The 26194-nt window shown below is 52.9% G+C and carries 25 protein-coding genes, 1 other RNA gene and 1 pseudogene; 13 read left to right on the top strand and 14 right to left on the bottom strand.

The window, feature by feature from the left end; translation table 11 throughout:
• The first annotated feature begins 23 nt into the window (after nt 1–23).
• Together ACZA91_RS16365 and ACZA91_RS16360 are read left to right on the top strand one after the other, a co-directional pair.
• Nucleotides 24–1265: an FtsX-like permease family protein gene (locus ACZA91_RS16365; protein ID WP_190355005.1), complete on the top strand. Its 1242-nt coding sequence runs from the start codon at nt 24–26 to the stop codon at nt 1263–1265.
• Between the two features lie 965 nt (nt 1266–2230).
• Nucleotides 2231–2872, top strand: a complete 642-nt coding sequence (locus tag ACZA91_RS16360; protein WP_463186462.1) for an ABC transporter ATP-binding protein — start codon at nt 2231–2233, stop codon at nt 2870–2872.
• Between the two features lie 75 nt (nt 2873–2947).
• Here ACZA91_RS16360 and ACZA91_RS16355 read toward each other — a convergent pair whose 3' ends face one another.
• From ACZA91_RS16355 to sipA, 3 genes are all read right to left on the bottom strand, one after another.
• Nucleotides 2948–3643, bottom strand: coding sequence for an ATP synthase subunit B family protein (locus tag ACZA91_RS16355; RefSeq protein ID WP_190534140.1), 696 nt, complete (start codon nt 3641–3643; stop codon nt 2948–2950).
• Nucleotides 3601–4110, bottom strand: coding sequence for a pantetheine-phosphate adenylyltransferase (gene coaD / locus ACZA91_RS16350; protein WP_099533235.1), 510 nt, complete (start codon nt 4108–4110; stop codon nt 3601–3603). Before coaD ends, ACZA91_RS16355 begins: the two co-directional genes overlap by 43 nt.
• 79 nt (nt 4111–4189) lie before the next feature.
• Entirely contained in the window at nt 4190–4435 is a 246-nt protein-coding gene (gene sipA, locus ACZA91_RS16345) for a regulatory protein SipA (RefSeq protein WP_099533234.1), read from the bottom strand.
• A gap of 297 nt (nt 4436–4732) precedes the next feature.
• On the opposite strand from sipA, the gene ACZA91_RS16340 reads away from it, so the two are divergent.
• Nucleotides 4733–5929 (top strand): acyltransferase family protein, encoded by a 1197-nt coding sequence (locus ACZA91_RS16340; RefSeq protein WP_199309266.1) that lies wholly within the window; start codon nt 4733–4735, stop codon nt 5927–5929.
• Nucleotides 5930–6222: 293 nt separating this feature from the next.
• The gene (locus ACZA91_RS16335) at nt 6223–6684 is read left to right on the top strand and encodes a DM13 domain-containing protein (protein ID WP_099533232.1); all 462 of its coding nucleotides are present in this window, start codon (nt 6223–6225) and stop codon (nt 6682–6684) included.
• Nucleotides 6685–6774: 90 nt separating this feature from the next.
• Here ACZA91_RS16335 and ACZA91_RS16330 read toward each other — a convergent pair whose 3' ends face one another.
• Both ACZA91_RS16330 and ACZA91_RS16325 read right to left on the bottom strand, forming a co-directional pair.
• A complete protein-coding gene (locus tag ACZA91_RS16330; protein WP_463183447.1) occupies nt 6775–6864 on the bottom strand; it encodes a 4-Cys prefix domain-containing protein in 90 nt (29 codons plus the stop codon).
• Nucleotides 6861–8573 (bottom strand): adenylate/guanylate cyclase domain-containing protein, encoded by a 1713-nt coding sequence (locus ACZA91_RS16325; RefSeq protein WP_463183445.1) that lies wholly within the window; start codon nt 8571–8573, stop codon nt 6861–6863. The genes ACZA91_RS16330 and ACZA91_RS16325 overlap by 4 nt, the downstream gene beginning before the upstream one ends.
• Nucleotides 8574–9092: 519 nt before the next feature.
• On the opposite strand from ACZA91_RS16325, the gene rplU reads away from it, so the two are divergent.
• A complete protein-coding gene (rplU, locus tag ACZA91_RS16320; RefSeq protein WP_099533282.1) occupies nt 9093–9431 on the top strand; it encodes a 50S ribosomal protein L21 in 339 nt (112 codons plus the stop codon).
• 124 nt (nt 9432–9555) lie between these two features.
• Nucleotides 9556–9828: a 50S ribosomal protein L27 gene (gene rpmA, locus ACZA91_RS16315; RefSeq protein WP_099533229.1), complete on the top strand. Its 273-nt coding sequence runs from the start codon at nt 9556–9558 to the stop codon at nt 9826–9828.
• Nucleotides 9829–10034: 206 nt separating this feature from the next.
• On the opposite strand, the gene ACZA91_RS16310 is transcribed toward rpmA, so the two are convergent.
• From ACZA91_RS16310 to ACZA91_RS16295, 4 genes and pseudogenes are all read right to left on the bottom strand, one after another.
• On the bottom strand, nt 10035–11462 hold the full coding sequence (locus ACZA91_RS16310) for a WGR domain-containing protein (protein ID WP_463183441.1): 1428 nt from the start codon (nt 11460–11462) through the stop codon (nt 10035–10037).
• A gap of 181 nt (nt 11463–11643) precedes the next feature.
• Complete coding sequence (gene ruvA / locus ACZA91_RS16305; protein WP_463183439.1) at nt 11644–12273, bottom strand: Holliday junction branch migration protein RuvA; 630 nt, start codon at nt 12271–12273, stop codon at nt 11644–11646.
• 17 nt (nt 12274–12290) lie between these two features.
• Nucleotides 12291–12536 (bottom strand): hypothetical protein, encoded by a 246-nt coding sequence (locus ACZA91_RS16300; RefSeq protein ID WP_190355013.1) that lies wholly within the window; start codon nt 12534–12536, stop codon nt 12291–12293.
• 370 nt (nt 12537–12906) lie between these two features.
• Nucleotides 12907–13731: pseudogene (locus tag ACZA91_RS16295) on the bottom strand (Npun_R2479 family HD domain-containing metalloprotein); the annotation flags it as partial.
• A gap of 264 nt (nt 13732–13995) precedes the next feature.
• Here ACZA91_RS16295 and rnpB point away from each other — a divergent pair.
• Nucleotides 13996–14516: RNase P RNA component class A (gene rnpB, locus ACZA91_RS16290), an RNA gene on the top strand.
• 24 nt (nt 14517–14540) lie between these two features.
• On the top strand, nt 14541–15389 hold the full coding sequence (gene rnc / locus ACZA91_RS16285) for a ribonuclease III (protein ID WP_463183436.1): 849 nt from the start codon (nt 14541–14543) through the stop codon (nt 15387–15389).
• 9 nt (nt 15390–15398) lie between these two features.
• Here the strand turns inward: rnc and ACZA91_RS16280 are convergent, their stop codons facing one another.
• Nucleotides 15399–16433, bottom strand: a complete 1035-nt coding sequence (locus tag ACZA91_RS16280) for an Npun_R2821/Npun_R2822 family protein (RefSeq protein WP_190355015.1) — start codon at nt 16431–16433, stop codon at nt 15399–15401.
• A gap of 513 nt (nt 16434–16946) precedes the next feature.
• On the opposite strand from ACZA91_RS16280, the gene ACZA91_RS16275 reads away from it, so the two are divergent.
• On the top strand, nt 16947–17510 hold the full coding sequence (locus ACZA91_RS16275) for a hypothetical protein (protein ID WP_463183433.1): 564 nt from the start codon (nt 16947–16949) through the stop codon (nt 17508–17510).
• 218 nt (nt 17511–17728) lie between these two features.
• Entirely contained in the window at nt 17729–18337 is a 609-nt protein-coding gene (locus ACZA91_RS16270) for a hypothetical protein (protein ID WP_463183431.1), read from the top strand.
• A 118-nt stretch (nt 18338–18455) separates the two neighbouring features.
• Here ACZA91_RS16270 and ACZA91_RS16265 read toward each other — a convergent pair whose 3' ends face one another.
• The 3 genes from ACZA91_RS16265 to ACZA91_RS16255 form a co-directional block, all read right to left on the bottom strand.
• Nucleotides 18456–18797: a DUF5615 family PIN-like protein gene (locus tag ACZA91_RS16265; protein ID WP_463183429.1), complete on the bottom strand. Its 342-nt coding sequence runs from the start codon at nt 18795–18797 to the stop codon at nt 18456–18458.
• Nucleotides 18794–19018, bottom strand: a complete 225-nt coding sequence (locus ACZA91_RS16260; protein ID WP_190529402.1) for a DUF433 domain-containing protein — start codon at nt 19016–19018, stop codon at nt 18794–18796. The genes ACZA91_RS16265 and ACZA91_RS16260 overlap by 4 nt, the downstream gene beginning before the upstream one ends.
• A gap of 101 nt (nt 19019–19119) precedes the next feature.
• On the bottom strand, nt 19120–19419 hold the full coding sequence (locus ACZA91_RS16255) for a hypothetical protein (RefSeq protein WP_463186489.1): 300 nt from the start codon (nt 19417–19419) through the stop codon (nt 19120–19122).
• Between ACZA91_RS16255 and dnaG the strand changes: the two genes are divergently transcribed.
• From dnaG to ACZA91_RS16240, 3 genes are all read left to right on the top strand, one after another.
• A complete protein-coding gene (dnaG, locus tag ACZA91_RS16250; RefSeq protein WP_463186461.1) occupies nt 19405–21516 on the top strand; it encodes a DNA primase in 2112 nt (703 codons plus the stop codon). The two genes, ACZA91_RS16255 and dnaG, sit on opposite strands and share 15 nt — an antisense overlap.
• 442 nt (nt 21517–21958) lie before the next feature.
• Entirely contained in the window at nt 21959–22090 is a 132-nt protein-coding gene (locus ACZA91_RS16245) for a hypothetical protein (RefSeq protein ID WP_255509001.1), read from the top strand.
• Between the two features lie 33 nt (nt 22091–22123).
• Complete coding sequence (locus ACZA91_RS16240) at nt 22124–23740, top strand: ATP-binding protein (RefSeq protein ID WP_199858137.1); 1617 nt, start codon at nt 22124–22126, stop codon at nt 23738–23740.
• Nucleotides 23741–23835: 95 nt separating this feature from the next.
• On the opposite strand, the gene ACZA91_RS16235 is transcribed toward ACZA91_RS16240, so the two are convergent.
• The gene (locus tag ACZA91_RS16235) at nt 23836–26043 is read right to left on the bottom strand and encodes a GAF domain-containing sensor histidine kinase (protein ID WP_463183425.1); all 2208 of its coding nucleotides are present in this window, start codon (nt 26041–26043) and stop codon (nt 23836–23838) included.
• Between the last annotated feature and the right edge of the window lie 151 nt (nt 26044–26194).

Raw genomic sequence — 26194 nt, 5'->3', positions numbered from 1 at the left:
GGCGATTCTTTTTTAGGTGGTCTATGCCCTCGATCGCCCGTAAAAATCTATTTGAAGATATTCCGCGCCTGTTGGTGGCCCAAGCGGGAATTCTGTTTGCCGTGAGCCTGGTGACGATCCAAACGGGCGTGTTTCGCGGCTTCACAGAATCCACATCGCTGCTGGTCGATCGCTCCAAGGCCGATATTTGGGTCACGTCCAAGGACTTGGTGCATCTGGAACTGACCCTGCCCCTGTCCTTCGACCACCTGAGCCGTGTCCAGCGGTTGGCGGGGGTGGAACGGGCGGAGCCGCTGATTTTTGGCAAAGTGCTGTGGCGTGCTCCCAACAATCGGATTGAGTCGGTGATTACCTTGGGCTATCAGCCGGATGGGGTGTTATTTCAACCTTGGAACCTGACCCAAGGCCGAGCAACCGAAGTTCAACAACCTTACCGGGCGATCACCGACGTGACGAATCTTCGGAAGTTGGGGCTGTCGCGGGTGGGCGATCGGGGCACGGTGGGTTCCACCCCATTGCAAGTGGGCGCGGTGGGCCAGGGGCTGCAATCGATCGTGTTCAGCCCGTTTTTGTTTATGTCTGCCGTTTCGGCCAACAGCCTGCTGAGTGCTGGGCGAGAATCGCGGTTGACCTGTAGTGTGCAGCCCGATGGGGGACTGGATTGTGTGAATCGGGTCAGCCCCAAGCCCACCGGAGCCGATCGCCCCGTGCCACCTCGATCGCTCAATGCATCCGACCCGGTTAACTTTATTTTGGTGCGGGCCAAGCCGGGCAGCTCGATTCCAGACCTCCAGCGCCGCATTGAGGCGGCCTTGCCAGACTCCCGAGCCTTCACCCGCGCGGAGTTGTCCCGCCTCTCGCAAACCTACTGGCGCGATCGAACGGGGGTGGGGTTTATCTTGACCCTTGGGGCGATCGTCGGGGCGATCGTGGGCATCGCGATCGTGGGCCAAATTCTTTACGCCTCCGCCAGCGAGCGCGTCCGCGAATTCGCCACCCTCAAGGCCATGGGCGCTTCCAGTTGGGTTTTGCGCGGCATTATTGTTGAGCAGTCCCTTTGGATGGCCGTCTTGGGATATTTACCCGGCATGGGCCTTTGTTTGGGCGTGGCGCAATTTGCCACCACAGCCGGTGTCGTCATTGCCATTACGCCCCTCAGCGCCTTTTTGACCTTTGGCGTGACGGTGGTGATGTGTGTCAGCTCGGCCCTGTTTGCCATTCAAAAGGTTAATCGCATTGACCCCGCCGTGGTTTTCAAGGCCTAGAAAGAGCCATCATGACCCGGCGATTGCGCTAAGATGCGATCAATCAGTGTGTGCCCCAGTGTGCCCCATCCTTAGCCGTTCATGAGTGATTCATTAATCATGAATCAGTTTTGCATGAGTTACTGATCGGTCATTCGTGGTTGTTTTCGGTTTTAATGATTCGCAATTCATATCAATCAGCATTCTTGAGTCAATCAAGACAAATGAATTGAAAAATCAAAAAATTAATTGGAAACTAATCGATCGCCCCATTACCCAATCTTTGCTTCATTATCGTTTTCTCATTTCTTGAAAATCAGCTTAAGATTGCTTTAATATTACTTCTATATTTTCTCGTTTCTTTCTTGCAATAAAATGCTTTCTCTGATTGCTTTGTTGATCATCATCTTAGTCATTTATTTCATATCTTCCGGCAATTGAGGATCACTCTATGTTTTGATTAACGTTGCTTTTGAGTCGCCTGTGAGTGATTTTTGACCTGTTTTCGGCTTGCTTTTCTCGCTGGGCTATTTTTGTGGCCGCTTCTGAAATTGTCTGTCATGGACGGAAATAAATGAATCCCCGTGGCTGAAACTGGAGATATCGATCGCCTGGAGTCGCGAATTCCCAAAATTTCCCCCAATCCTGGGCAACCTTGAAAATAGACAATTCTAAAATGGAGAGCTATAGACAATTAATGAAGTGGTTAACGGGCCTCCTGTTCCCGATCGCCAAGAACTGATCGATTAGTCACCTCGGCCAGGTCGGTTAACCGCTTACACTAAGCTCTACCCCCACCACCCACCTCGATCGAATCGGTATCATCTCCCATCCTTAAACCAGCCGTTTCCCCCATGACCGCGTCTACCAATTTCACGACTGCGCCCGCTTTAACCGCTCCGGTGTCGCCACCCCTGATCCGTCGCGATCGCTGCCATGAGGGCAAAGGCGATTGTACTTGGGCGATCGACGCGCGGCATGTTGACATGCGCTACAGCAGCGGCGATGAAGCCATCCATGTGCTGAAGGATGTGAGCCTGCGGGTGAAGCGGGGAGACATTCAATTGCTGATGGGGCCGTCGGGGTCGGGCAAAACCACGCTGCTGTCAATTTTGGCGGGCATTTTGACCCCCACTAGCGGCCATGTGGATCTGCTGGGCCAGGCAATTACCCAGTTGGCTCCAAAGCAGTTGGCTAATTTCCGGCTCCAAAATATTGGATTTGTGTTTCAGGGGTTCAATCTGTTCCCGGCTCTGTCGGCGGCGGAAAACGTGGAAGTAGCCCTGAATTTAAAGGGCATTCGCGGCCCCCAGGCTAAGAAGATGGCGCGAAAGTTGCTCGATCGCGTGGCCTTGAGCCATCGAGCGGATCATCTGCCCAAGGTGATGTCGGGTGGGGAAAAACAACGGGTGGCGATCGCCCGGGCCTTGGCGGGCCATCCACCGCTGATTTTGGCCGATGAACCAACGGCCGCGTTGGACTCCCGCAATGGTCATGGGGTGATGGAACTGTTGCGGAGTTTGGCCAAGGAAGATGGCAGCACGATCGTGATTGTGACCCACGATCCCCGAATTATGGATATTGCCGATCGGGTGGCCCACTTGGAAGATGGCGAATTGAGCAATTGAACTGAGCAATTAAGCTGAGTAATTGAGCTGAGTAATTGAGCTGAGCAATTAGGGGCAACTCCGCACGGGTTTTGACTATTTGCCCAACTTGCCCATGGCGCGATCGGCTTCTTGCTGTAACTGTTGGCGACCGTTGCGAATGACCCGCAGCATGTCGCCCAGTTGCCGCTCAATGCTGCCCAAGACCCGATCGGCATAATCATCGGCCCCATCTTGGATGGCTTCGCATTCCGAAATGGCGGCCCGCCGCATTTCTTCCAACTCAGCGGCGGCGGCCTGGCGCGTTTGGTCTAATTCATTCAGCAGCCGATCGCGTGCGGCCTGGCATTCTTCTTCCACTTGCTGCCGAATGGAGTCTGCTTCTAGTTGGGCATGGCGCACCAGCTCCGTTTCGGAAATGGCGCGGGCGGCCTGCTGTTTGGCCCCTTCGATGATGTCTTTGGCCTGCTGCTGGGCTTCAAAGAGAATTTGCTCCCGTTGCCGCACGATCGCCTCGGCCTCCCGGAAGGCGGCGGGCAAATTCAGCCGCACCGAATCCAGTTGATCCAGCAACACTTCCTCATCCACCAAGGTGCGTCGCCCGAAGGGAATGCGGGGACTGTCCAGCACAATTTCTTCGAGCCGATCGAGGGCCCGTTGCACATCAAAACCGCTCGATCGCCCCTGGGGACTCGCCGCCGATTGCGTCTCATTCGCTGCTGGTTCCGCCGCCGAAGCTGCCGAATCCGCTACGGGCTGGGGGGCGAAACCAGAGGCATCTGAGGAAAACATCGCTGAATCTCCGCAACAACAGGATCGGGAACGAGGCGATCGACCGGGCCACCAAAGCGGGCGATCTCTTTCACCAGGCTACTACTCAAAAAACTATACTCATTGCGCGTTGCCAAAAAGACGGTCTCGATCGCCTCGGAGAGCGTCTTGTTGGTATGGGCCATTTGCAGCTCGTACTCAAAATCCGACAACACGCGCAATCCCCGTAATAATACGGTTGCCTTTTGTTGTCGAGCGTACTCCACCGTCAAACCATTGAAGGTATCGACCTTAACATTGCTTAAATGGCTGGTCGATCGCTCAATCAGTTCAATCCGTTGGGCAACCTCGAACAGGGGTTGTTTATTGGGATTGCGCAACACCGCCACAATCACCTGATCGAACAGTTGGCAGCCTCGCTCAATGATATCCAAATGCCCCAAGGTGATGGGGTCAAAACTCCCCGGATAGATCGCCCTGACACCCATATGGTCTCTGCTCTAGCTCAATTGGATCAGAAAATTCAGAGGACTTAGCAAATTTACTTCAGGAATTGGGGTTCAGCATTCACGGAGTCTGCACCCGTTCTAGATATTGCGCCGTCAGCAGATAAGCCCCATTGGCAAACCGAATGGCCCAACAGTTCCCGGGCCGGCAACCCAATACCGTTCCCAAGTCCCCGATCGTCAAAACCGACGGCGGACGCAACATGGGCATGGGTTCCGCCGTTTTGACGTAGGGCGGCAGGGCCACAAGCCGCACCCGATCGCCCGCGGCCAGGGTGAAACGGTCAGAGTCTTGCAATTCGCTCATAGGTCAGGAATCAGGTTAGGACACGGGTTTGCACGCGGGTCGGGACTGGAGTTGAGGTCTGAATCGGGATGTAAATCGGGATTGGAATCGAGAGCTGGCAAATTGGGATGGCTGAATGAAAACTCAACCGAACCCGATCGCCCCTTCCCCCCGTCCAGACTAGCACCCGGCTTTCAGTGGCTGACCCGTCGCAAACGAATCGCCCCTAGCGCCTATCGCAAGCCGTTATCGCAAGCCAGTATCGCAAGCTGGCATCGCAAATTTGTATTCTTGCTTTCAGTTGTTTGCGCCGGTTGATTGCCCACCGGTTTTGCCATGATGGTCGATCGCCCTTTGCCCGCCGAACCTACCAAGCTCCCAAGGTTTCGGTGCTTAGACCTGCTGCGGGGTCTGGCGATCGCAGCCATGATCTTGGTGAACAATCCGGGCAGTTGGGCCCAGGTTTATCCCCCCCTGCTCCACGCCGAGTGGCACGGCTTCACGCCCACAGATTTGGTCTTTCCGCTGTTTTTGTTCGTGGTTGGGGGAGCCATGGCCTTCTCCTTGGGGCGCGTGGCGGAAAAGGCCCCACTCGATCGCCCCCAACAGCGGCAAATCCATCGCAAATTGCTGCAACGGGTGCTGATTTTATTTGGCTTAGGCTTAGCCCTGAATGCCTCCACCCTGTTGATGCGGACTTGGTTTGAAGGGGCCCCGCTCCTCTGGGAAAAATGGCGAATTTTGGGTGTTTTGCAGCGGATTGCCTTGGCCTATGGTGCTTCGGCGCTCCTGGTTTTGCACTGCTCTCGGCGGGCCCAAGCGATCGCCGTGGCGGGCCTGTGGTTGGGCTATTGGGCCCTGTTGAGCACCACGCCGCTTACGCCTGATGGTTCGATCGTCGGTTGGGTCGATCGAACCCTGCTCGGCGCAAGTCATCTCTACCAACTCACCCTGAATCAACAAACCGTGGCCTTTGACCCGGAAGGACTGTTGAGCACCCTTCCCGCGATCGGGTCTACCCTAGCGGGCTATTGGGCGGTGCAGTGGCTGAAAACCCAGCCCATCAAAGCCCTCACCGCCTGGCGCTTGACGGGGGCCGGCGTAGGGGCGATCGCCCTGGGTCGCCTCTGGGATTTGGCGCTACCGCTGAATAAGCAACTTTGGACCAGTTCCTATGCGCTCTATGCCGCCGGTTGGTCGATCGTCTTGCTCGCAGGGTGCTATGCCCTCACGGAAATCCGGCGCGCCCACGGCATTAGCCGCCCCTTTGAAATTTTTGGGATGAACGCAATCACGGCTTTTGTGGGTTCCGGGTTGGTGGGTCGGCTGCTGAATCGCACCCACATTGGCAGCGGCCCCGATGCCCCCAGCACCTACCAATGGCTCTATCAAACCCTGTTCGCTTCCTGGGCGGGCCCCATGAGCGGCTCGCTGCTGTTTGCGATCGCGATGGTGCTGCTGTGGTGGTTGGCCATGTATGGGTTCTATCGCCGGGGCTGGTTTCTGAAGGTTTGAGGCTTGAGACCGCGACGAGTATGGGCTGGCAACGTTGAGAATTGGGGAATTTGCAGAGCAATTAGCAACCCGATCGACCCGATCGTCGCGCCTCATTTCCCACTCATCTGGGACTCATCTTGCCCGCCTACCTTGGTAAATGTGGACAGGCAACCCAGCAACTCCAACCAGCGCGATCGCCTCAAACCTTGTTGTGTAGAGACCCTGTGGATTCCTCAGGGGTGCTGCCTTGCCGTCGCCACGCCAGGTTTCTCAGTGTCACCCAATCTTTAGGTTCCAAGGACTGAATGGTTATGAAACGGACTGTTGTAGCGTTGGTTTTGGCTATGAGCGCGATCGCCCCGGTTGCTGCCATGGCCGTTGCACAAACCCCCTCTGCCACCCTAGCCCAGCAAAGCCGCGTCACCCTGCCCAAACAGTCAACCAGGGTGCTCAAGTCCGGAAACTTCATGGCCCTGGAGCATCCCACCCAAGGCACAGCCCGAATCGTGATGGAAGGCTCTCAGAAAATTCTGGAATTTGGCAACAACTTCCGCAGTGACAGTGGCCCAGCTCTGAGGGTGGTGTTGCATCGATCTGCCCGACCGGGAATGCAACTAACGGAAGGCCAATACGTGGTGTTGAGTGCGTTGCAAAAAACCTCCGGTTCCCAACGTTACGTGATCCCCAACAATCTCAATTTGGCGCAATACCAATCCGTGGCCATTTGGTGCCAACAGTTCAATGCCACCTTTGGGGCCGCAACGTTGAACTAGAATTCCGTAGCAGGGCTGCGACTTTGCTGGCTGACCAAGGGCCGCCCAGGGCTTCGCGATTCAGGGTGGGCCCTTCGATCGATTCCTGAATTAAATAATCGATTGGCCACAGGCAGCACAGTTCGCTGCATGATCGTCATTTTCGGGGGCCGTGCAACGGGAGTTTAAGCAGTAGCTCATGACGGGGGATGTAGATGCAAACCAGGATCTGAATCTTGGTGGCTGCTGAGTTCACCGATTAACCAATAGGTGATCATTTCGCCTTTGCCCTTCACAGCAATTGTGCCCCGTTGCTCCAAGTGGAAATAGCTGTGCAGGCGATCGAAGGCCGCTTGACTGACTTGAATTCGTCCCGGCTGCCCCAGGGTTTCCATCCGACTGGCCACATTCACCGTGTCGCCCCAGAGGTCATAGACCAGCTTTTTCATCCCAATCACCCCGGCTACGGCGCTGCCGCTGTGGATGCCGATTCGCAACCTAAAGGGACTTCCATCGGGCTTGCGATATTGCCCGATCGCCTGTTGCATGGCCAGGGCTAAATGGGCGATCGCAAAGGCGCTGTTCGATCGGGGCTTGGGCACACCGCCCACCACCATGTAGGCATCCCCGATCGTCTTGATTTTTTCCAGGCCGTATTGCTCCACCAGATCATCAAAGGTGCAAAACACATCATTCAGGAATTGCACCACCACCGTAGGCGGATGCTGGGCGGCAAAGCTGGTGAAATCTACGAGATCCGCAAACAAAACGGTCACATCGTTGAAGGTTTCCGCCACGGTTTGGGAGCCGCTGGCCAGTTGTTCCGCCACGCCAGCGGGCAAGATGTTGTGTAATAGGTCGTTGATGCGATCGGTCTGGGCCGCCAGTTCAGCCGTGCGGCGGGCCACGCGCTGCTCTAGTTCACGGTTGAGGGCCGCGAGCGATCGCGCCGATCGGGAGCGCTCGGATTCCGCCGCCGACAGCACCATCGAAGTAATCGTGATTACGCCCAAAAAGGCCTGCAAAAACAGCACCGCCTGTTGGGTGCTGCTGGCTTTGGCCACAAAGGGGCCCATCCCAAAGGCCGTGCCCCCGATCGCGATCGCTGAAATCAGAAATGACCCCACCGCTGCGGCCCTTGGCCCAAACTGCATCCCCGCCCACACCACCAGGGGAAAGGGCAAATATTCCAAAGGATAGCGAGCAATATCCGCCTCCGTTTGGGCCCAAAAGACAATGCCGCTACTGCCGAGTAATAGCCCGAGCCAAAGGGTGCGCAGGAGCGATCGGCGCGTGCTTTTGTGTCGGCGCAGGCGGGTGATCCGTTGCCAATCTTGTTGCTGGAGTTGGGCCACCATCAAAATCAGCGGCACAAAGACCAATATCCCCATGGCATCGCCCAAAAACCAGCCCCAACGCACCGTCGCAAACTCCGACCAAGGCAAGTTGCCGGTTAAGCACAGGGCCAGCACACCGCAGGTGCAATTAATTTGGGGGGCAATCAGCACGCCGCTGACCAAAAACTTCAGCACATTCGACACGCGATCGAACACATTGCTGCCCCCCAGCCGCCGAAACAGCCACACCCCAAGGACAGCCTGAACCGTTGCGCCCGTGCAGCCAAACAGTCCCAACAGGGGAATGGTGATCCCCGGATGGATCAGGTCATAGAAATTGATGCCGAGGGCGATCGCTGGCCACAGCCGAAAGCCGCCCAACATCAGGGCCGCTTGGGCAATGCCGGCCGAGGGCCAAACCGCCGTGCCAATTTGGTGCAACCCCGGCAGGGACACGGCCACGTAGGCCGCGAGTCCGTAGGCGATCGCCACCACAATAATTGACCCGACCAGTTCTCCTCGGGAGCCGGGTTGCGCAAGTTTCCCAAATTTAACCAGCCAGCGATGATTCAAAATCCGTTGGGCGCTTGCTTGGGGAGCCTAGTGGGGAGGGAGCGATCGGGGGTGGATCGGACGCAATGCTAATGGAGATCCTAATGCGAGAAACGCTGAAGCATCGATCAAGGCCGGCGCTGGAAAATCGGGATAAGGACGATGAGTTCCTGGATTAGTTCATGAGCGGGGCATTTTCAATCATGAATTAGGTCTCATGAGTGGGGTCACGAGTTGAGTAATTGGATTGGGTGATTGGGTTGGGTAATTGAGATTGGCCGATCGCCCAAAATGGCCATCACCAAACGGCCACAATCAAGATGGCTATCAGATTCAATAGCAGTTGACAGAACACCAAGCCTTGGGGATGATGGTAAATCGGCGCTTAGTCAGCCAACGACGACCTAGCGACCCCCGATCGCCCCGCTTGTTTGAAACGGCTGCGATCGCGTCGCGTTGCAATCTTGCTCGGATCGGGTCGAGCAAAAGCCAGCCTCCGCGCCAGCTACCCGTACGGCAACCCTCATTTTCGGAACTTTCATGGCCTACGCAATTGTTGAAACCAGCGGCACACAACTTTGTGTCGAACCGGGTCGTTTCTATGACGTGAACCGCGTGTTCGCAGAAGTAGACGAAACCGTTACGCTCGATCGCGTTCTGTTGGTTCGCGACGGCGAAACGATCGACATCGGCGCACCCACCCTCGAAGGGGCCACCGTCACCGCCAAAGTGCTGCGCCACTTCCGCGGCCGGAAGATTATTGTTTATAAGATGCGCCCCAAAAAGAAAACCCGCAAAAAGCAAGGTCATCGCCAAGAATTGACCCGTTTGGTGATTGAGTCGATCACCTACGGTGGCAAGACCGTTGCGGCGGAATAAATCGATCAGGAATTGCTTTGGTTCATCTCCATCAGCCCGCTGGTGGTTGCATGGGCCAAGGCGCGATCGAGTGGCAGCCCCCACAGTAGCGAAATTCAACCGAAGTTTTTAGAGGTAGCTCGTCATGGCTCATAAAAAAGGGACAGGTAGTACTCGTAACGGTCGCGACTCTAATTCCAAGCGCTTGGGTGTGAAGCGCTACGGCGGTCAAATCGTCCGCGCTGGAAACATCCTGGTGCGTCAACGGGGCACTCAGTTCCACCCCGGCAACAATGTGGGTCGCGGCAACGATGACACCCTGTTCGCCTTAGTGGATGGTGTGGTGACCTTCGAGCGTCGCGGCAAGAGCGGCAAAAAGGTCAGCGTTTATCCCGCTGCTGCTGCTGTCGAAGCCTAGGGACTTTTTCCGTCTCTCAGCATCGCTCATTAGATTGACCTTTGAGGGGCGATCGAGCGATCCAAGATCAGAACATTCAGCCATCATTGGGCGAATTTTTTGAACTCTGGATCTAAGGCTCGATCGCCCCTTAAGTTATGGCTGGATCGATTGCGGATCCAATTTGCAGCGATAGAGCAGGAACTTGGGGCATGGGGCCACGGCTCCTAGTCCACCAGCCGCTTAATTTCCCCGCAAACGCGATAAAACTGTCCCCGAGCCGATTCCCGCAACTCGCTCACCACATACTTAGCGCCCTCTTCGCGCACATTGCGGGGAAACTGCACATTCCAATCGGCATGGTAACCAGGGGACAAAACTCGCACTCGCAACTTGTCCCGATCGCGCACACATTGCACCACGATGCCTTCGCCGGGACTGCTGACCCGTTCCACCACATCCGAAACCGCCGTGCCTTCCCCTTGGGGTGCAAAAATTTCAGCCGGTGCGGGAATTTGTCCCTGCTGGGCCGCCTCGATCGCCTCGGGACTCACATCCAAGCAAGCCAAATAGCCATTGGTCGTCACCAAATACAACCGGCGATCGTGCCATTGCATGGACAGGGCCGATCCACAGCCACTCGCTAACTTCCAAAGCCGCGTTCCGGTGCGATCGAAACAATAAATTGACGAGCAATTATCCCCCGCAAAAATATATTGCCCCGCCGCATCAGCCGCACAAGAATAAACCGCTGAATCGCACTGGCATTGGGTTAATAATTCGCCCTGCTTGCTAAATTCATAAACCAATTTACTGCTCGTGCCTGCATAAACCGTGGAGCACCCTTGCCAACCAAATAGCACAGAGCCTTTGGTGGGTTGTTGCCATTGCACGCGCCCTTCCAAAAAGTCATAGCAGGTGATGCCATTGCTGTGACCGTGGTAGATTCCTTGGTCATCACAACGCACCATCCAACCGGCTTGGCCCGTGGAAAGCCTAGTCCAATTGCGCTCTTCATCTTCCGGGTGAAACAGCGCCACCTGACCATTTTGATCGGAAACGCCTAGCCATCCGTCATAAATATCGAGCCAATAAATGTCGATGTTTTCTTCAATTTCATAGGCCAGTCGTGGCAGTTTTCCCGACAAGTCATAGACATTGCCGTCATCGCAACCGGCATAGAACCATAAATCATCGGCTACCAAACATTTCACACCGTCGGGTAGCTGAAATTGATTGAGAACTTGGCCTTCCAAGTCAAGAGCAAACACTTGGCCCGATTGATTGCCTACCCAACAGGCGGTGGGGCCGATGAAAATGCCAAAGGCGGCGGCTCCGGAGTTGAATTGCCACAGCACGGGGGCCGATCGGGCGGTGGAGCGACTGCTGGTGACCTGGCGGCGCGTGACGGAACGCTTGGGCCGGCCCCCTTGCACGGCGGGTTCATAGCCCTTGCGCAGTTTTTCTTGAATCTTTTTTTGGGCAGCGGCCTGGGCTTTTTCGGGGGTGGGATAGTCCTGGGTTTGCAGCCGTCCAGAATCCCCGATTCGGCCGTAGCGGATGCTGACGGTGGAGTCTTGCACCGTGACTTCATAGAACTTGTGGGATCCGCCGTCGGCTTCTGACAGCTCCAGGTAGGTAACGGAATGGCTCATGGGGGGCTGAGGGAGAGTTGAAATCTGCCCGATCGGGGAGACTTGCTCCAACCTAGCTTCTGTGGATGGGTTGATCAACTGATTGCCAGTGGGGGCAATTTGGACGGCAGGATGACTGAATTCCCTGATCGCGCCACCCGATCGCGCCACCCGATCGCGTCACCCGATCGCCTCAAATACCTCAAAGGGCCGATTGACTCAGCCAGGCGATCGCCTCGCGAATCCACTGCTCTGGATCGCCTTCCTTGCTGAGGGCGGTTTGCTGGCCCACGGCCTCCAGGGCTTGGGTCACTTCCCGATCGCTGTAGCCCAAAGCCAGAAGGGTCATTTCCACATCTTCCCGCACCAGCCCCACCGGCCCGGCCGCGGGCGTGGTGGACAGCCCCGACTGATCGCGCCATTCCGCCAACTTGGTCTTTAGTTCTAGGGCAATTCGGCCGGCGGTTTTGGGGCCAATGCCGGGGGTTTTTGCCAGCAGGTTGGCGTTGCCGCTGACAATCGCTTGGATCAGCACCGGTAATTCCAGGCGATCGAGCAGGGCGATCGCCAACTGTGGCCCCACACCATTCACGGCAATCAGTTGACGAAACAGATCCCGCTCCACCACCGTGGCAAACCCAAATAGCAACCATCGATCGTCTCGCAGTTGCAAATGGGTGAAAACCTGTACCGTTTCGCCAATCATCCATTCCATGGTCGATCGGGGCAACAGTTGCACTTCATAGCCCACCTGAGCCACATCCAACAGCCCGATCGCCCGATTGCCCTGCACCTGAAGGGCCAAAACCTGACCACGCAACGATCCAATCATTCGCGCCTCATTCGCGCCTATTTACCCACCATCACCGGCCGCACCGATCGGGGCCGCTCCGTCACCGTCGTGGGGCCGCAGCTCCGGTATTCATAGGCATCGCAGGGCGCATAGCAATTGTTGGGCCGCCAGCATTCAGAAGCCCACAGCAGCGGCCGCCACAGGCAGGAGCCATCTGGGCATTCCTGCAAAGCCGGTGACAACAACTGCAACACGATGAGATAGGACACCACACCCATGAATATGCGCGTACCGACAAACATTGCAATTCACCTCCTCTGTTAGGGCTATTGCTAGGGCGATCGATTGGGGCCATCCTACCCTAATCGTCCTAGCGGATTCGAGGGAGTTTCGCCACCCATTGGGGCCAGAACTCCCGGATGGTCTCAGGCTTGAGCTTAGGCAGGCTTAAGCTTAGGTTTGAATCACCGGAATTTTTGCAGCACTATTCAACGCCTCTAGGGCTTCTTCAGTGCGTTCTTCTCGTTTCAGCTCGGTGAGATCGCCATTCAGGGCATGATCTAAATTTTGATTTAAATCATCATTACGGTCAGGGGTTCGATCGCCACTGCGCTGACTGCTTGGATCCTCTTTGCGATCGCCGGAATCGGGCGGAACCACCGAATCTTCTGGTTCATGCTCCACCACAAACACATTGGAATAAAGATTTGCAATCACTTGCTTGCCCTGCTGAGTCAGGCGCAAATATTCCAATGCATCTTTCACATAGGGAAAAACACCATTCCAATAGAATTTGGGATAGTTTTTGCGCAGATCACCCGGGTGGGCATAGCCTAAATATTGATTGGTGCCAGTTTCTTCAAATTCGTAATAAAGTGCGCTGATTTTATTCAGATAGCGCGGATCGGACAATTGACCAATTAAATCTGAAGCCCGCACCATGCCTGGATAGTTCAGGGTGTCTTGGTGATCTTCTTCCTTGGGAACCGGGAAGCGGGTGAGTTCAATGTTGCGCTCGATCGCCTCAGAGTCAATTAATTTGTGACCCCCAAAGCGTTCCTTTATAAACATTTTGGCGCGATCGACATGGTAGGGCGTGAGGCTGGCATCGGAGGCCCCCGGCCGCAGCTTCACCAACTCATCTCCGCGGCCGGTGGCGTAGTAGCGGCCATTGTCTAGGCGACAAACCCCTTTGACATAGCCAATGTCGTGACAGAGCAGGGAGATGATGAAATGCAGCCAATCTTCTGGCGACACGCCCCCTTCGCGAATATGTTTGCCCCGGATCACTTCCTGGCCCACCAGGGTGACCAGGATGGTGTGTTCCACATCGTGGTAAAGCGCGTCACTGTTGGCAATATTTTCGAGGGCCATGTTGCCGGCCCAGCCAATGATGTCTTCGTACTCCGGTTTCCAGCCGCCGTAGGTACGCCGATAGCCCTCTTTGAGGCGATCGACAAATGCATCAATCAGAATTTCCGTGGCGTTAAACAACATAGGCGAGGGGGTCGCGGGAGGCGATCGCAGCGCATCCGTTGGAATCCGAGTCGATTGTAACTGAGTCTGAGAGTGGCTTGTCGTTGTTGAGTAACGGTTTGCCCATCAGCGCGGCCCTAGCCTAAGGCTTTGGGAACCGGTTTGGGGGCAACGGCGATCGCCCTGGGGGGTGCGAGATCCATGGGGGACGGGCATTCATCCGGGGGCCACGAGTCAGGGTCACGAGTCAGTTTTGCAACCAAGCGATAAACTGGATGGACGGAGAGTGTAGGCGAGGCGGTTGCGGATGATGAGCCTGTGCTTGCTTGGGCTGGCTGTGGCCGGTTCAAGGGGCGATCAGTCGTCATCTGAGGAAAGTCCGGGCTTCCGAAAGACCAGGCTTGCTGGGTAACGCCCAGTGCGAGCGATCGTGAGGATAGTGCCACAGAAAAATACCGCCGAGCCACCGAGCCGCTTAAAAATTCCCCACCCAAACTGTCCCACTTTGCTGCGGCAGAAGATTGTTTTCGGTGACTGAATTGTTAACGGCTCTGGCTCGGTAAGGGTGCAAAGGTGCGGTAAGAGCGCACCAGCAGCATCGAGAGGTGCTGGCTCGGTAAACCCCGGCCGGAAGCAAGGTGAGGGGCAAGGGTTGGTCTTTTTCCTGTCCCGCTTTGAGAACCGCTTGAGGCGATCGGTAACGATCGTCCCAGATAGATAACCGCCCATTGATTGGCCCTTGGTGTGGCTTGCTGTGCTCCGAGGCCAATTGAGGACAGAACCCGGCTTACGTCCTGCCTCTCCTTTTAATTTGTTGTCCAGAAGCGTTCATGGGTTCGTTGGCATCAACCGTATTAAGCTATCCCCGCCGACAACGGGATCTCGAAGCCCTGTTATCGCGCATGGGGTTGGATGAGGGTGCAACTGTCGATTGGGTGTTGCTCGATCGGGCCCTGACTCACCCCACGGCGGATTCCCAAACCAACTACGAACAGTTGGAATTCGTGGGGGATGCGATCGTGCGGACGGCAGCGGCCGAATTGCTGTGGGAAACCTATCCCGATTGGCCCGTGGGCGAAATGGCGGCGGCGCGGGCCATTTTGGTGAGCGATCGGATGTTGGCGCGAATTGCCGACACCTATAATCTGGAGCGCTACCTGATCATGGGCGGCAGCGCGGCTCGGGATTTGGAAGGGCGGCAATCGCGCTTGGCCGATGCCCTGGAAGCAACCATCGGAGCCTTATATCTTTCGGTGCGATCGCTGGATTTGGTGCGGCCTTGGCTCGATGACCATTTTCGAGCGATCGCCCACCAGGTGCGCAACGACCCGGCCCGCCAAAACTACAAAGCAGCCCTTCAGGAATGGACCCAAGGGCGCTACAAATCCTTGCCGGAATATCGAGTGCGGGAACTGAGCGCCGTCCATGGGGATGTGCAGCGCTTTGAGGCCCAGGTTTGGTTCCATGGCCGTTGTTTGGGCCAAGGCCGCGGTCGATCGCGCAAGTTGGCGGAACAGGCCGCGGCCCAAGAAGCCTTTTTATGGCTGTGCGATCGGGATGATTTGCCCAGTGATTTACCCGGTGACTTACCCGGTGATTTACCCAGCAATTTACCAGGCCCTTTACCGGGCGATCAATCAAGCAATTCACCTGGTGATGCGCCCGGCGATCGCGAATGATCGCGAACATTAGGCTGACTTGCGCATCCATTGTTTAAATTTCTGCTTGAATTTCCGCTGGGCCCGCTCCCACAAACTCGGAGGCGCATTATGGGCCCGGGGGCGACCGACCAAGCGGGGGCGCTGCTGCGGATGCTTGAGGTAGCGGTAGTGCAAGAAGGTGTCGCGATAGGGAAAGGTGATGTTTTCGCCCGCGCAAACCCTGGAAAATAGGGACGACGATAGACCGATGTAGTGCAAATAAAGCAGGGGGCGATCGCGATCGAACACTTGCCCCGATCGCTCCACAAAATGTTTTGAAGTGACGCTATTGCCCGTGACCTGTTCTTTGGGCCAATGGTGCGCACAGTTATGAACCTTGAGGTTCGATCGCATCACCAAATAGTTCAACAGTGCCTGATCGGCCGATCGGGGATAGAGCACATCTGACTCGCCGGCCTGAAGCTGTTTCAACAATTCATCGCAGCGATCGAGGGTCAGCACGCCTCGCTTGGTGGCATACAGCCCCGAACAAAATAGCGATTGCTGCATTTGCTCCGGGGAAAACAGCGATTGCAACAGAGGACTCGCCACCCGATACACATGGGCGGGGTCTTTGTACTGAAAATCGTAGGTGACCCAATCGGCGGTTTCCAAGGCCGCAAACAGGGGCGCGAGGGGCTGGAGCACTAAGGTATCCGCATCCAGATAAATGAATCGATCGAACGGGCCATCGAAGGCCGCTAACCGCCGTCGCCCGCCCATGGTGCGCCCATAAAGATTCGGTTCTTGTTCATAAAGCTGCAAGGCCAGGGGGGTGGCTTCAATCACGGATTTGGAAAATTGATCCCAGCGGGCGATTAAGTCCCAATCTTCCAAAATTTGCACATGGGGCCAGTCGGCCAAGACGGTTTTCAGGCGATCGATCCGATGGTCATAGGGACAAACCAGCACCGGATAAGGACTGCCATCGGCCAAGCGGCCGCCGTTGGCTTCAACGCTGTTCAAAAAGGCAATGAGCTGATCCAGAACCACATCGTTGGCTAATGTGTAGAGACCATCCATAAAAATTCCCCCCCGGGTCTTTGTGAATTCGATCGCGGTTGGGATCGCTACTCTGTGGAAGCCACCCGATCGCGACTTATTCAGGTTTAACCGATCGCCCCTGGGATCACCGCGCTGGCCATTCGGGGGCTGTGGCCCCACAAGGTGATGTGAGGTGATGATTGATCGATCGACTGAGACCGAGAGCAGCAGCACTCTAGAATTGATTACAATTGATAGAGAGTTGTTGGGAAGTCGCTGATGACGCTACTAGAATTGCAAAATCAGGCGTTACAGCAAGTAGGGCAGGCATTAGCCACTGCTATTGCTATCTAGTCCAATGGCATCCATGCTCAAAACAATAATCGCCGCTTCCCATAGCGTGATCAGATTGCTTTAGCGATCAGGTTGAGTTTGCCCATCCTACCAACTCCTAATTCGGTGTTTGCTCTTGGTCTGATATCGTACTTGGTAGGGCTAAAAAGTAAATAGAAGGAACTGATTCAATCTAGCAGAAGAGGCTATGAAGCAGTAATGATGTCATCAACTAAGTCATGGGCAGTTTTTATTGGAGTAGCTATAGTTGACGCAGTTTTACTCGTCAAGCTACTAACCACCCAATTTGCTACAGGTCTCCTGCTCGCTATTATTGCCATCACAACCCTCTTAATCTTTTCTTTTCGGCTTGAGGACGTAACAAAATCTAATTTCAGTAGAGATGAACAACAGATTGCGCTGAGCGATATCAGTTCGAGGTTAAAGACAACTGAGGATAATTTGACAGAGGCCCAAGCCAAGATTGAGTCTAATGAGGACAAGATCGACAATCTACTATTACTCTCAATGGGTTCTGGCACGTACACAAGCTTAAAGAAAATAGCTTCAGGTGATTTTGGCAAATATCATAAAAAGCCTAATGGAATTCTAGATCGCGAACTTCGTTATCTTCGTGTCATTGGTTATATAGAGGTGAAAGACAATGTTATGGGCAGAATTCCTGAGCACGGTGAAAATTTGTCAGAGTACGTGTGGACAACTGAAACGGGCAGAGACTTTGTTAATTTGCGCGAGTCAGTAAAACAGCGCAAGAGCGAATAAGGCGAGCACTGCTCACTGCTATCTAGCCCAATGCTACCCATGCTCAAAACAATGATCGCCACTTCCCAAGGTGTGATCGAATTGCTTTAGCGATGGGTTATTAGGTGTAGGTGGGTAATACTCACCCGATTGACTGTCTAATAATCCACATTTGCTTGCGGCCTAAGGCGGTCTTCTGATTAAAATTCAGTGCAGATAAGATTTATTGGAGATCTGATATGAACCCGGTTCAAGCATTTTCGGCTGTGAGTGGTAGCAGCGGTATGCTAGGTGGAATTATTGGGTTACTACATCAGAAAAAGCAGCAGTCCCATGAGCGAAAGATCATGAAATTTCGTAAGGAGATGATGGAGCTTCAAATCATTGATAACTCTAATTTACGAGATCAGTTTGTTGAGCAGTTATTGCTTGATCGCTTCCTTGCCCCCATCGAGAAAGCCCAATTCAAGATTCAGGAAACTGCGAAACAATCCCAATCTTTGGCAAGATTATTGGGAATTTACTATAAAGATCATGGAATTCCTAAAGAAAAAGCACCAGAAATTTGTTCTGAATTTCGTTCGCTTGCAATTCGCTTAACCAAAGTTGAGTCTTTAGAAGATCTCAAAATTTTGTATGAAGCAATTACAATTTTTGTTCAAGAAATTTCAATTTACAAACATCGTGAAAATAAATATTCGATTGAATATTTCGTGGAATCTAAAATTCTTCATAAGTTGAATGACTGCATTGCAGACTATAACAATTTTCAGCGCAGGCTTGAGATGTATAGCAGTATTGACTTTCAAGTTGCCGCTCAGAAAGCCTTGCCCGAAAGGAGTAGTTAGCAGCGCATTGCTATCTAGCCAAACGGTATCCATGCTCAAAATAATGATCACTGTTTACCACAATGTGATCAAATTGCTTTAGCGATCAGCTATTGGGTGTAAGTGGGTATTGCTCGCTCTACTGGCTACTACTGACCTCTACAATCATTTCGCCTTCTTGCAATTTTTCTAAAGCCCTTGGCAAGGTAATTGAGAGAATTCGATGTAGATTTCGGTTTGTCACATTGCCACAAGTTAACCAAATAATTTGAGGAGGTATTCCCAATCGACAGACAAGATCAACAAAATCACTGTCTTTTGTCATGATGATCGCATTGGCAAGCCGTGCCGCCTCAAAAATTTCCAAGTCTTTCGCATCGCGTAATCCAAGATCTCGCAAGGCCGAAGCTTCCACTGCAAAATTGCTCGACAGCCAGCTTGCCAAGGTTGGGGGCAATTGAGCATCAACCCAGATCTTCATGCAGTCAACCGAGAAAAATCAGTACGCCGTGCCGCAAACAATAGGCAAGCTTGAATATCGGCCATTTCTAAATCTGGAAAATCTTCTAAAATCTCAGAGAGATTAACATTTTCCGCCAACATTTCTAAGATATCGCTCACCCGAATTCTCATGCCTCGGATGCAAGGACGGCCACCACATTGACCAGGGGTTTGGGTAATGCGAGACAGTAAATTATTCATTGAGTTCACGGAATAGATAGTGTATGAGCAATATCTGTCTATACAATATCTATATATAATCTATATATAGTAGAAAAATTTACGCCGCTGCGATCGCCCTATTACAAACGAAAATCATCCATTCTCAAAAGCTGCTGGTAAATCGCGTCATTTGCGTTCATTACGACGTAGAAGACCTTGAGCAAGATGTTCAAGATCTGCGCAATCGGGGCTGGCGATAATTTTTGCCCGTGATCCTGTTGTTTTTTAAAATCTCGCCCTTGGCCTATTCGATCTGCCATGAGTGAGATCCACAAAAATTCAGCTTTCGCGATCGCCCTTGGCCATGTCCATCGCCCGATCGGGTCGCGATAATAGGACAATAGCCGTTCGACTTGCCCCGCCCGATCGTGCGTCTTCATCCCGACACCGTAGAAACCGTCAAACAACGAGCCGACATCGTAGATGTGGTCTCGGAACGGGTCGTGCTGAAAAAAAACGGCAAAGACTTCAAAGGCCTCTGTCCCTTCCACGACGACAAATCCCCCAGCTTCACCGTCAGCGCCACCAAAGGGTTCTATTACTGCTTCTCCTGTGGGGCTGGGGGCAACGCCATCAAGTTTTTGATGGAGCTGGACAAGCGATCGTTTGGTGACGTGGTGTTGGATTTGGCGCGGCGCTACCAAGTGCCCGTGCAAACCCTGGAACCGGAACAACGCCAGGAAATTCAGCGGCAAATCACCGAGCGCGAACAGCTCTATGAAGTGCTGGCCGTGGCGGCCGGGTTCTATGCCCATGCCCTGACCCAACCTGTGGGGGCGCGGGCCATGGATTACTTGCTGGAAGAACGGCAACTGCGCCAGGACACGATTCAGGCGTTTAATTTGGGCTATTCGCCGGCCGGCTGGGATGCCCTCTATCGGTACTTGGTGGATCAAAAACGCTATGCCGTTTCGCTGGTGGAAAAGGCGGGGTTGATTGTGCCCCGGAAGGCGGGCGGCGGCTATTACGATCGATTCCGCGATCGGCTGATGGTGCCCATTCGCGATCCCCAGGGCCGGACGATCGGCTTTGGGGGGCGGACGCTGAACGGCGACGAGCCAAAGTATCTGAACTCGCCGGAAACGGAGCTATTTGACAAGGGCAAGACGCTTTTTGGGCTGGATCAGGCGAAAACGGCGATCGCCAAAACCGACGCGGCGATCGTCGTGGAAGGCTATTTCGATGTGATTGCGCTCTATGCGGCGGGCATTGAAAACGCTGTGGCAGCTTTGGGCACGGCCCTGAGCTTGGCCCAGGTGAAGCTGCTGACACGGTTCACGGAATCGAAGCAAATTATCCTGAACTTCGATGCGGACTCGGCGGGCCAAAAAGCCACGGAACGGGCGATCGGGGAGGTGGAAGGGCTGGCTTATCGGGGCGAAATTCAACTGCGGGTGTTGAATTTGCCGGGGGGCAAGGATGCCGATGAGTTCCTGAAAACCTACAGCCCGGATCATTACCGCACCCTGATCGCCGATGCGCCCCTCTGGCTCGATTGGCAGCTCGATCGGGCGATCGGTTCCCGGGATTTGCGCTTAGCCGACCAATTCCAGGCGGCCGTGGGCGATGCGGTGAAGCTCCTGAGCCAACTGCCCAATCCCGCCACCCGCAGCCACTACATCCGCCGCTGTGCCGACCTGCTGGGCCAAAAGGACAGCTACTTCACGCTGCAATTGGAGCAGGACTTGCGATCGCAGGTGCAGGGCCAGCGCTGGCACGGGCGATCGGCCAAGTGGCAACGATCGGGCGATAGCAGCCTGCGGGAGTCGGCGGAGGGACAACTCTTGCGGATTTATTTGCACCGCCCCGATCGTCGCCAGCAAATCTTGGCCATTTTGGAGGAGCGGGAGTTGGAGTTTGGCCTGTCACACCATCGTTTTTTGTGGCGGCAGATTTTGCAGCTCCAGGATCAATGGGGTCAGGAGGCGACTGAATTGGCGATCGAGTTGCGATCGAATCCAGACCTTTCCCATGAGGATTTGGCCATGGTCGATCGGCTTTTGAGCTTAGATGAACGTACCCTTTTGGATCTCGATCGCCCCGGCCTGACCATCCGCGCCGCGATCGCCACCCTCGAAAGCCTGCAATGTGCCAAGCGTTGCCGCCACTTGCTGGATGCTTGGCTCTCCCATTACCTGCAAGCGGAAGTGGCTGCCGAAGCGTTGCGGCGGGTCTTTGCCGGTGAACCCCCGATCGGCTCCGGAAACGATAAGGTGATTAGTCTGCGGAGTGGCGGCGGTGGCGGCGGCGGCGGCGGTGTGGCCGGCAATTTGGCCCTGGCTCCCGACCCGATCGACCTGGAACGCCTTGAAGAAAATCTCAATCGTGCCTACGAACAGCAACAAACCTTCCACGATCTTTATTATCAAGAACGCCGCTACTTACAACAACTGCAACAGGAACGATTCACCACCTTTGAAGATTTGGCGCAAAATCCTAGTGATGGGTCAATTTCGCCACTTAATCAATTGTTTTGAGTGGAAATCAAGCAATTTTAGAAAATCACGAGTGAAAGCTATATCTTAAAAAAATGTCTGAATCGCCAAAACCAATGCACGGCTAGCCCAAGCGATCAACAGAGACAAGTGCATAAAAACAAGGGAGTTTAGACCCTTGACCCTATAACGATTGGCGCTTTGGTAATCTTCGCAAGCTGCTGCTTAAAGATCCTGACCGATTGGGTTTCCTGAAACCAGCCCCTCTGGCATGAACATTGATTGAATATTCAATGAATTCAGGAAACATTTCAGGGGGTTAAGTTGTGTTCCTGGCTCTGCTAAATTGTGATGTCAGTACATCATCTCTTCCCGAGTTTTACCATCTTGCGACGTTAGAGTAACCTGGGAAGACACCTCCGCGATCGACAGTCAGTAGGTCAGTGAACCTAGCAGGCCAATCAGCAGGTCAATCAAACGCCCAATGATGCGCATCTTCAAAGCGTGGTTTCAGTGGCTTCAGCGCCGCTTGCTCTTTAAGCGTCAATCGGGCGCGATCGCCCAGGCTAAGGCAGTTTTGGGCTATGATTCAACCTCCATGGCTCCAGAAACCTAGGCCGCGCGATCGACCGCTCTGTTGGGTTCTCCTTTGTCAGAAAACTCCGCCTTTGCCAGCTATCCTGACCTAATCCACACCACTCCTAAGCAACCAACTTTGAAGCTGAATTCATCTGATCACGCTGATCACAATCTCAATCCCGATCGCGTTCCATCCCCGGAGTTGGACATGGATTTGCCAGCCAGTGACGTAGCCCATGATGGTCATGGGCTGTTTCCCCTTCCCACTGATGAAGAGGAACGATTACAAGACCTGCTCGACTATCAAATTTTGGACACGGTTCCCGAGCGTCAATACGATGATTTGACCAAGATTGCAGCCCAAATTTGCGGCACTCCCATTTCGCTCATTAGCTTGCTGGATGGCGAGCGGCAATGGTTTAAGTCTCGTCATGGAATTGATGCCACACAAACTCCACGCAGCCAGGCTTTTTGTGCCCATGCGATTTGCCAGCCCGATGAAGTTTTGATTGTGGAAGATGCCCTGGAGGATGGACGTTTTGCCAATAATCCCCTAGTGCTGAACGAGCCAAAAATTCGATTCTATGCCGGTACACCTTTGGTTACGACCAATGGCCATGCGATCGGGACATTGTGCGTGATTGACAAAATGCCCCGACAGCTAACAACCCAGCAAATGGAAGCCCTAGACGCGCTGGGTCGTCAGGTCATTGCCCAATTGGAGCTGCGGCGAAAAGCAATTCAACTGGAAGCGGAGGTGAAGCGTCGCCAGGAAATTGCCCAAGTCGCCACCGAAAAAAGCAAAAAATTAGCCCAAGCCCTTGAGAATTTACAAAAGGCGCAAATTACCTTAGTTCATGCAGAAAAAATGTCAGCCTTAGGGCGTTTAGTGGCGGGCGTGGCCCATGAAATTAATAATCCCATTAACTTTATTCACGGCAATCTTCATCACTGCCAAACCTATCTAGAGGAACTATTAAACTTAGTGAGCCTCTATAAAAAACATTATCCCAATCCCCACGAGGACATTACCACAGTCCTTGCGGAGTTGGATTTGGAATATATTACTGAAGATTTTTCGCCCCTTTTTAGCTCTATGTTTGTGGGAGCTAATCGCATTAAAACCGTCGTGAATCTCTTGCGCATGTTTTCGCGCTTGGATGAATCAACGATTAAGTTTACTGATTTGCATGAAAACCTTGACGCGACTATTAGTCTGATGGGGGTTCACTTAGCCGGAAATGGCAAACGTCCATCCATTCAAGTGGTGCGCGATTATGGGGATTTGCCCTTGGTTGATTGTGCGATCGGGCAGTTAAACCAATGCTTTATGCAAGTGCTTTTAAACGCGATCGAAGCGTTGGATCAGGGTGTGGGCGACAGCTACCCACCGGATACCCTGCCAACCATCACCGTGCGCACTGAAACCGTTGAGCCAGACCGCGTGCGAATTGCGATTTCAGACAATGGCTTGGGGATGAGTGACGAATTACGCCGCCAAGCTTTCGACCCGTTTTACACCACAAAATCAGTGGGTAAAGGAATCGGTATGGGGCTAGCCATTAGTCATCAAATTATTGTGAACTTGCACGGGGGAATGTTGTCCTGCTTGTCGGAGCCAGGCAAGGGAACAGCCTTTATTATGGAAATTTATCGATCGTTTCCGGCTCGTGAATCAGAGTCCTAAAACTTCGAGCTAGCTGCTCTTTTGCCAATCATTTGATCATTTTAGACAAATTTTTCTAGAAATATTCTGGGGTTCGAGTGCTTGAGCATTAACTCCTAGATCCGGGGTGCAAAATTGCTCAAGGAATCGATCGTCATGGCCGGTGAAACCGATCGCTCGGTGGCAGCAGGACTGGAAAAATATTGCTCGATCGGGATTTTCACCACAAATTGGGTTTGTCCCTGCTCATTCACCTGATACCAAAGTTCCCCGTGATGTCGTTTCACAATGATTTGGTAGGCATTCGCCAAGCCCATTCCAGTTCCCTGCCCGATCGGTTTGGTGGTGAAAAAGGGATCAAAAATCTTATCTGCCAACGCTGGGTCAATCCCGGAACCATTGTCAGTAATTTGAATTTGTGCAAACCGTTGCAAGGTCAAACCATTGGCATGTTGCTGACAAATCAGGCGTGTTTCCACCTTCACCATGGGCACAAACATTTCTTGCAATCGACAGCGTTCCTCAATGGCATCCAACGCATTGCTAAACAGATTAAACAGCGCTTGATTCAGCAAACCGGGATAGCATTCCACCGTGGGAATATCGTGATCGTAGGCGCAATGAGACTGGATCACTTGACCGCAAGTGGACTCTAGAAATCGCTCAGTTAAAATGCTGAGTGTGCTATTAATTCCGTCGTGAATGTCAACGGATTTGAGTTCTGATTCATCCAATCGCGAAAAATTGCGCAACAACAACACAATTTCACGAATTCGATCGGCTCCGTTTTTCATAGAGGTCAGAAGCTTAGGAAAATCAGTTTTTAGAAATTCAAATTCCACTTCCGAGAGCCACTGGGCGATCGGATTCACTGGATTAGGATAATGCTGTTGATAGAGGTCAAGTCCTTGAAATACTTGATGACTATATTCTCGGGCATGGGTTAAGTTGCCATAAATAAAGCTCAAGGGATTATTAATTTCATGGGCAATGCCGCCAACCATTTTGCCCAAAGAAGCCAACTTTTCGGACTGCACCAACTGAGCTTGGGTTGCTTGCAGTTGATTTAATGTTGTGGCTAATGATGCGGCCTGCTGTCGTGCTTCTTGTTCAGAAGCTTGTAGGGCCAAAGCAGTTTGTTGTTTTTCTTGCAATTCTTCCTGCAAGCGGTTCATCAACTTACTTTGACGCAGGGCAATTCCCAATTGCAAACTCAACTGTTGCAATGCTTCCACTTCCAAATTGTCCCAAGATCGTGCTCCCTGACAGGATTGGGCAATCAATAATCCCCAAAGGTAAAACGTAGCCGAAGTAATTGCTTGATCACCAAGGTTTTCCTGCCAATCTAAATCACTAGATCCTGATTTCCATAAAATTGGAATTACTAAGTTGCTGCGCACTCGCAAACTACGCAAAAATTCTCGATGACATTCTTGCAAGGAGCTGGTTTCAATGTCTTCAATCATGCAAATGCGTCCTGCTTGATATAGAGGAGCATGTTTTTCTTGAAAACAAGGATCTGTGAAGGATTGTCCTAACAGGCTCAAACTAGGATCCGAAACAGATTCCGTTGAAATTGCACCGCTGAAGTCCCCATTGAGCTGAAAAATCAGCACCCGATCGACCTGCAAAAATTCTCGAACATCTTGCACTAGGGTTTGAAACAGGGGTTCAAAATCCGCCGTTGTCCAAACACGCTGCAAGGTTTTAGAAAAAATTTGTTCACAGGCCAACCGCCGCGCCAAAGACTGTTCAATCGATTGGCGTTCCTGAATCTCTCGCATCAGTTGAGTATTTTTGGTTTGTAACTCAACGGTGCGATCGGCAATTCGGGCCTCCAAATTCTGATTGATTTGGGCTAATTCTTGGGCAATAAGCTCCCGACTGCTAACCTCCTGTTGCAATTGTTGATTAATTCGCTCCAGTTCGTCCGGACTGCGCAATGACAAAAACTGAGGCAATAAATTCACCAGGGAAACGGCCGTGTAACAAGAAATTAAAGCTGTTAAAGCTTTTTCAATTCCCGCTAGCCAATAGGCCCCATACCACAGAGTCCAAACTTCCAGCAAATGACCTAAGCCACATAGGATAATAAATGCCCCGAACATCAGAAAAATACTGATAGGCAAAAATTTCCGACGCTGATAAGCAAAGTACATCAGCATGGCGGGAATCGAGAAATAGGCGATCGCAATTAGTGAATCACTAACCACATGCAGCCCCACTAAGGGCGTTTGCCACAAATAACAATGACCATGGGGCATATAAGATTGGCTGCCCAAAACGATCGCTTCAAAAATTTCCTTGATTTTTTGCAAATCCATTGAAGGTACTCGCTGTAGCGGGAGATGGTCACTATGAGCAGGAGATGAAGTTTCTGGTTTCGAGAATTAGCAACACTTGAGCTGCTTGATCCATTTAAGCATCCTAACAAAAAATGAAGTTTAAATAATTATTAGCTCATTGCTTGTTAGC

The sequence above is a fragment of the Limnothrix sp. CMB-01 genome (genome assembly GCF_055193175.1).
The sequence above is the reverse complement of the archived record's forward strand: the minus strand, read 5'-3'. Positions and strand labels throughout refer to the sequence as shown.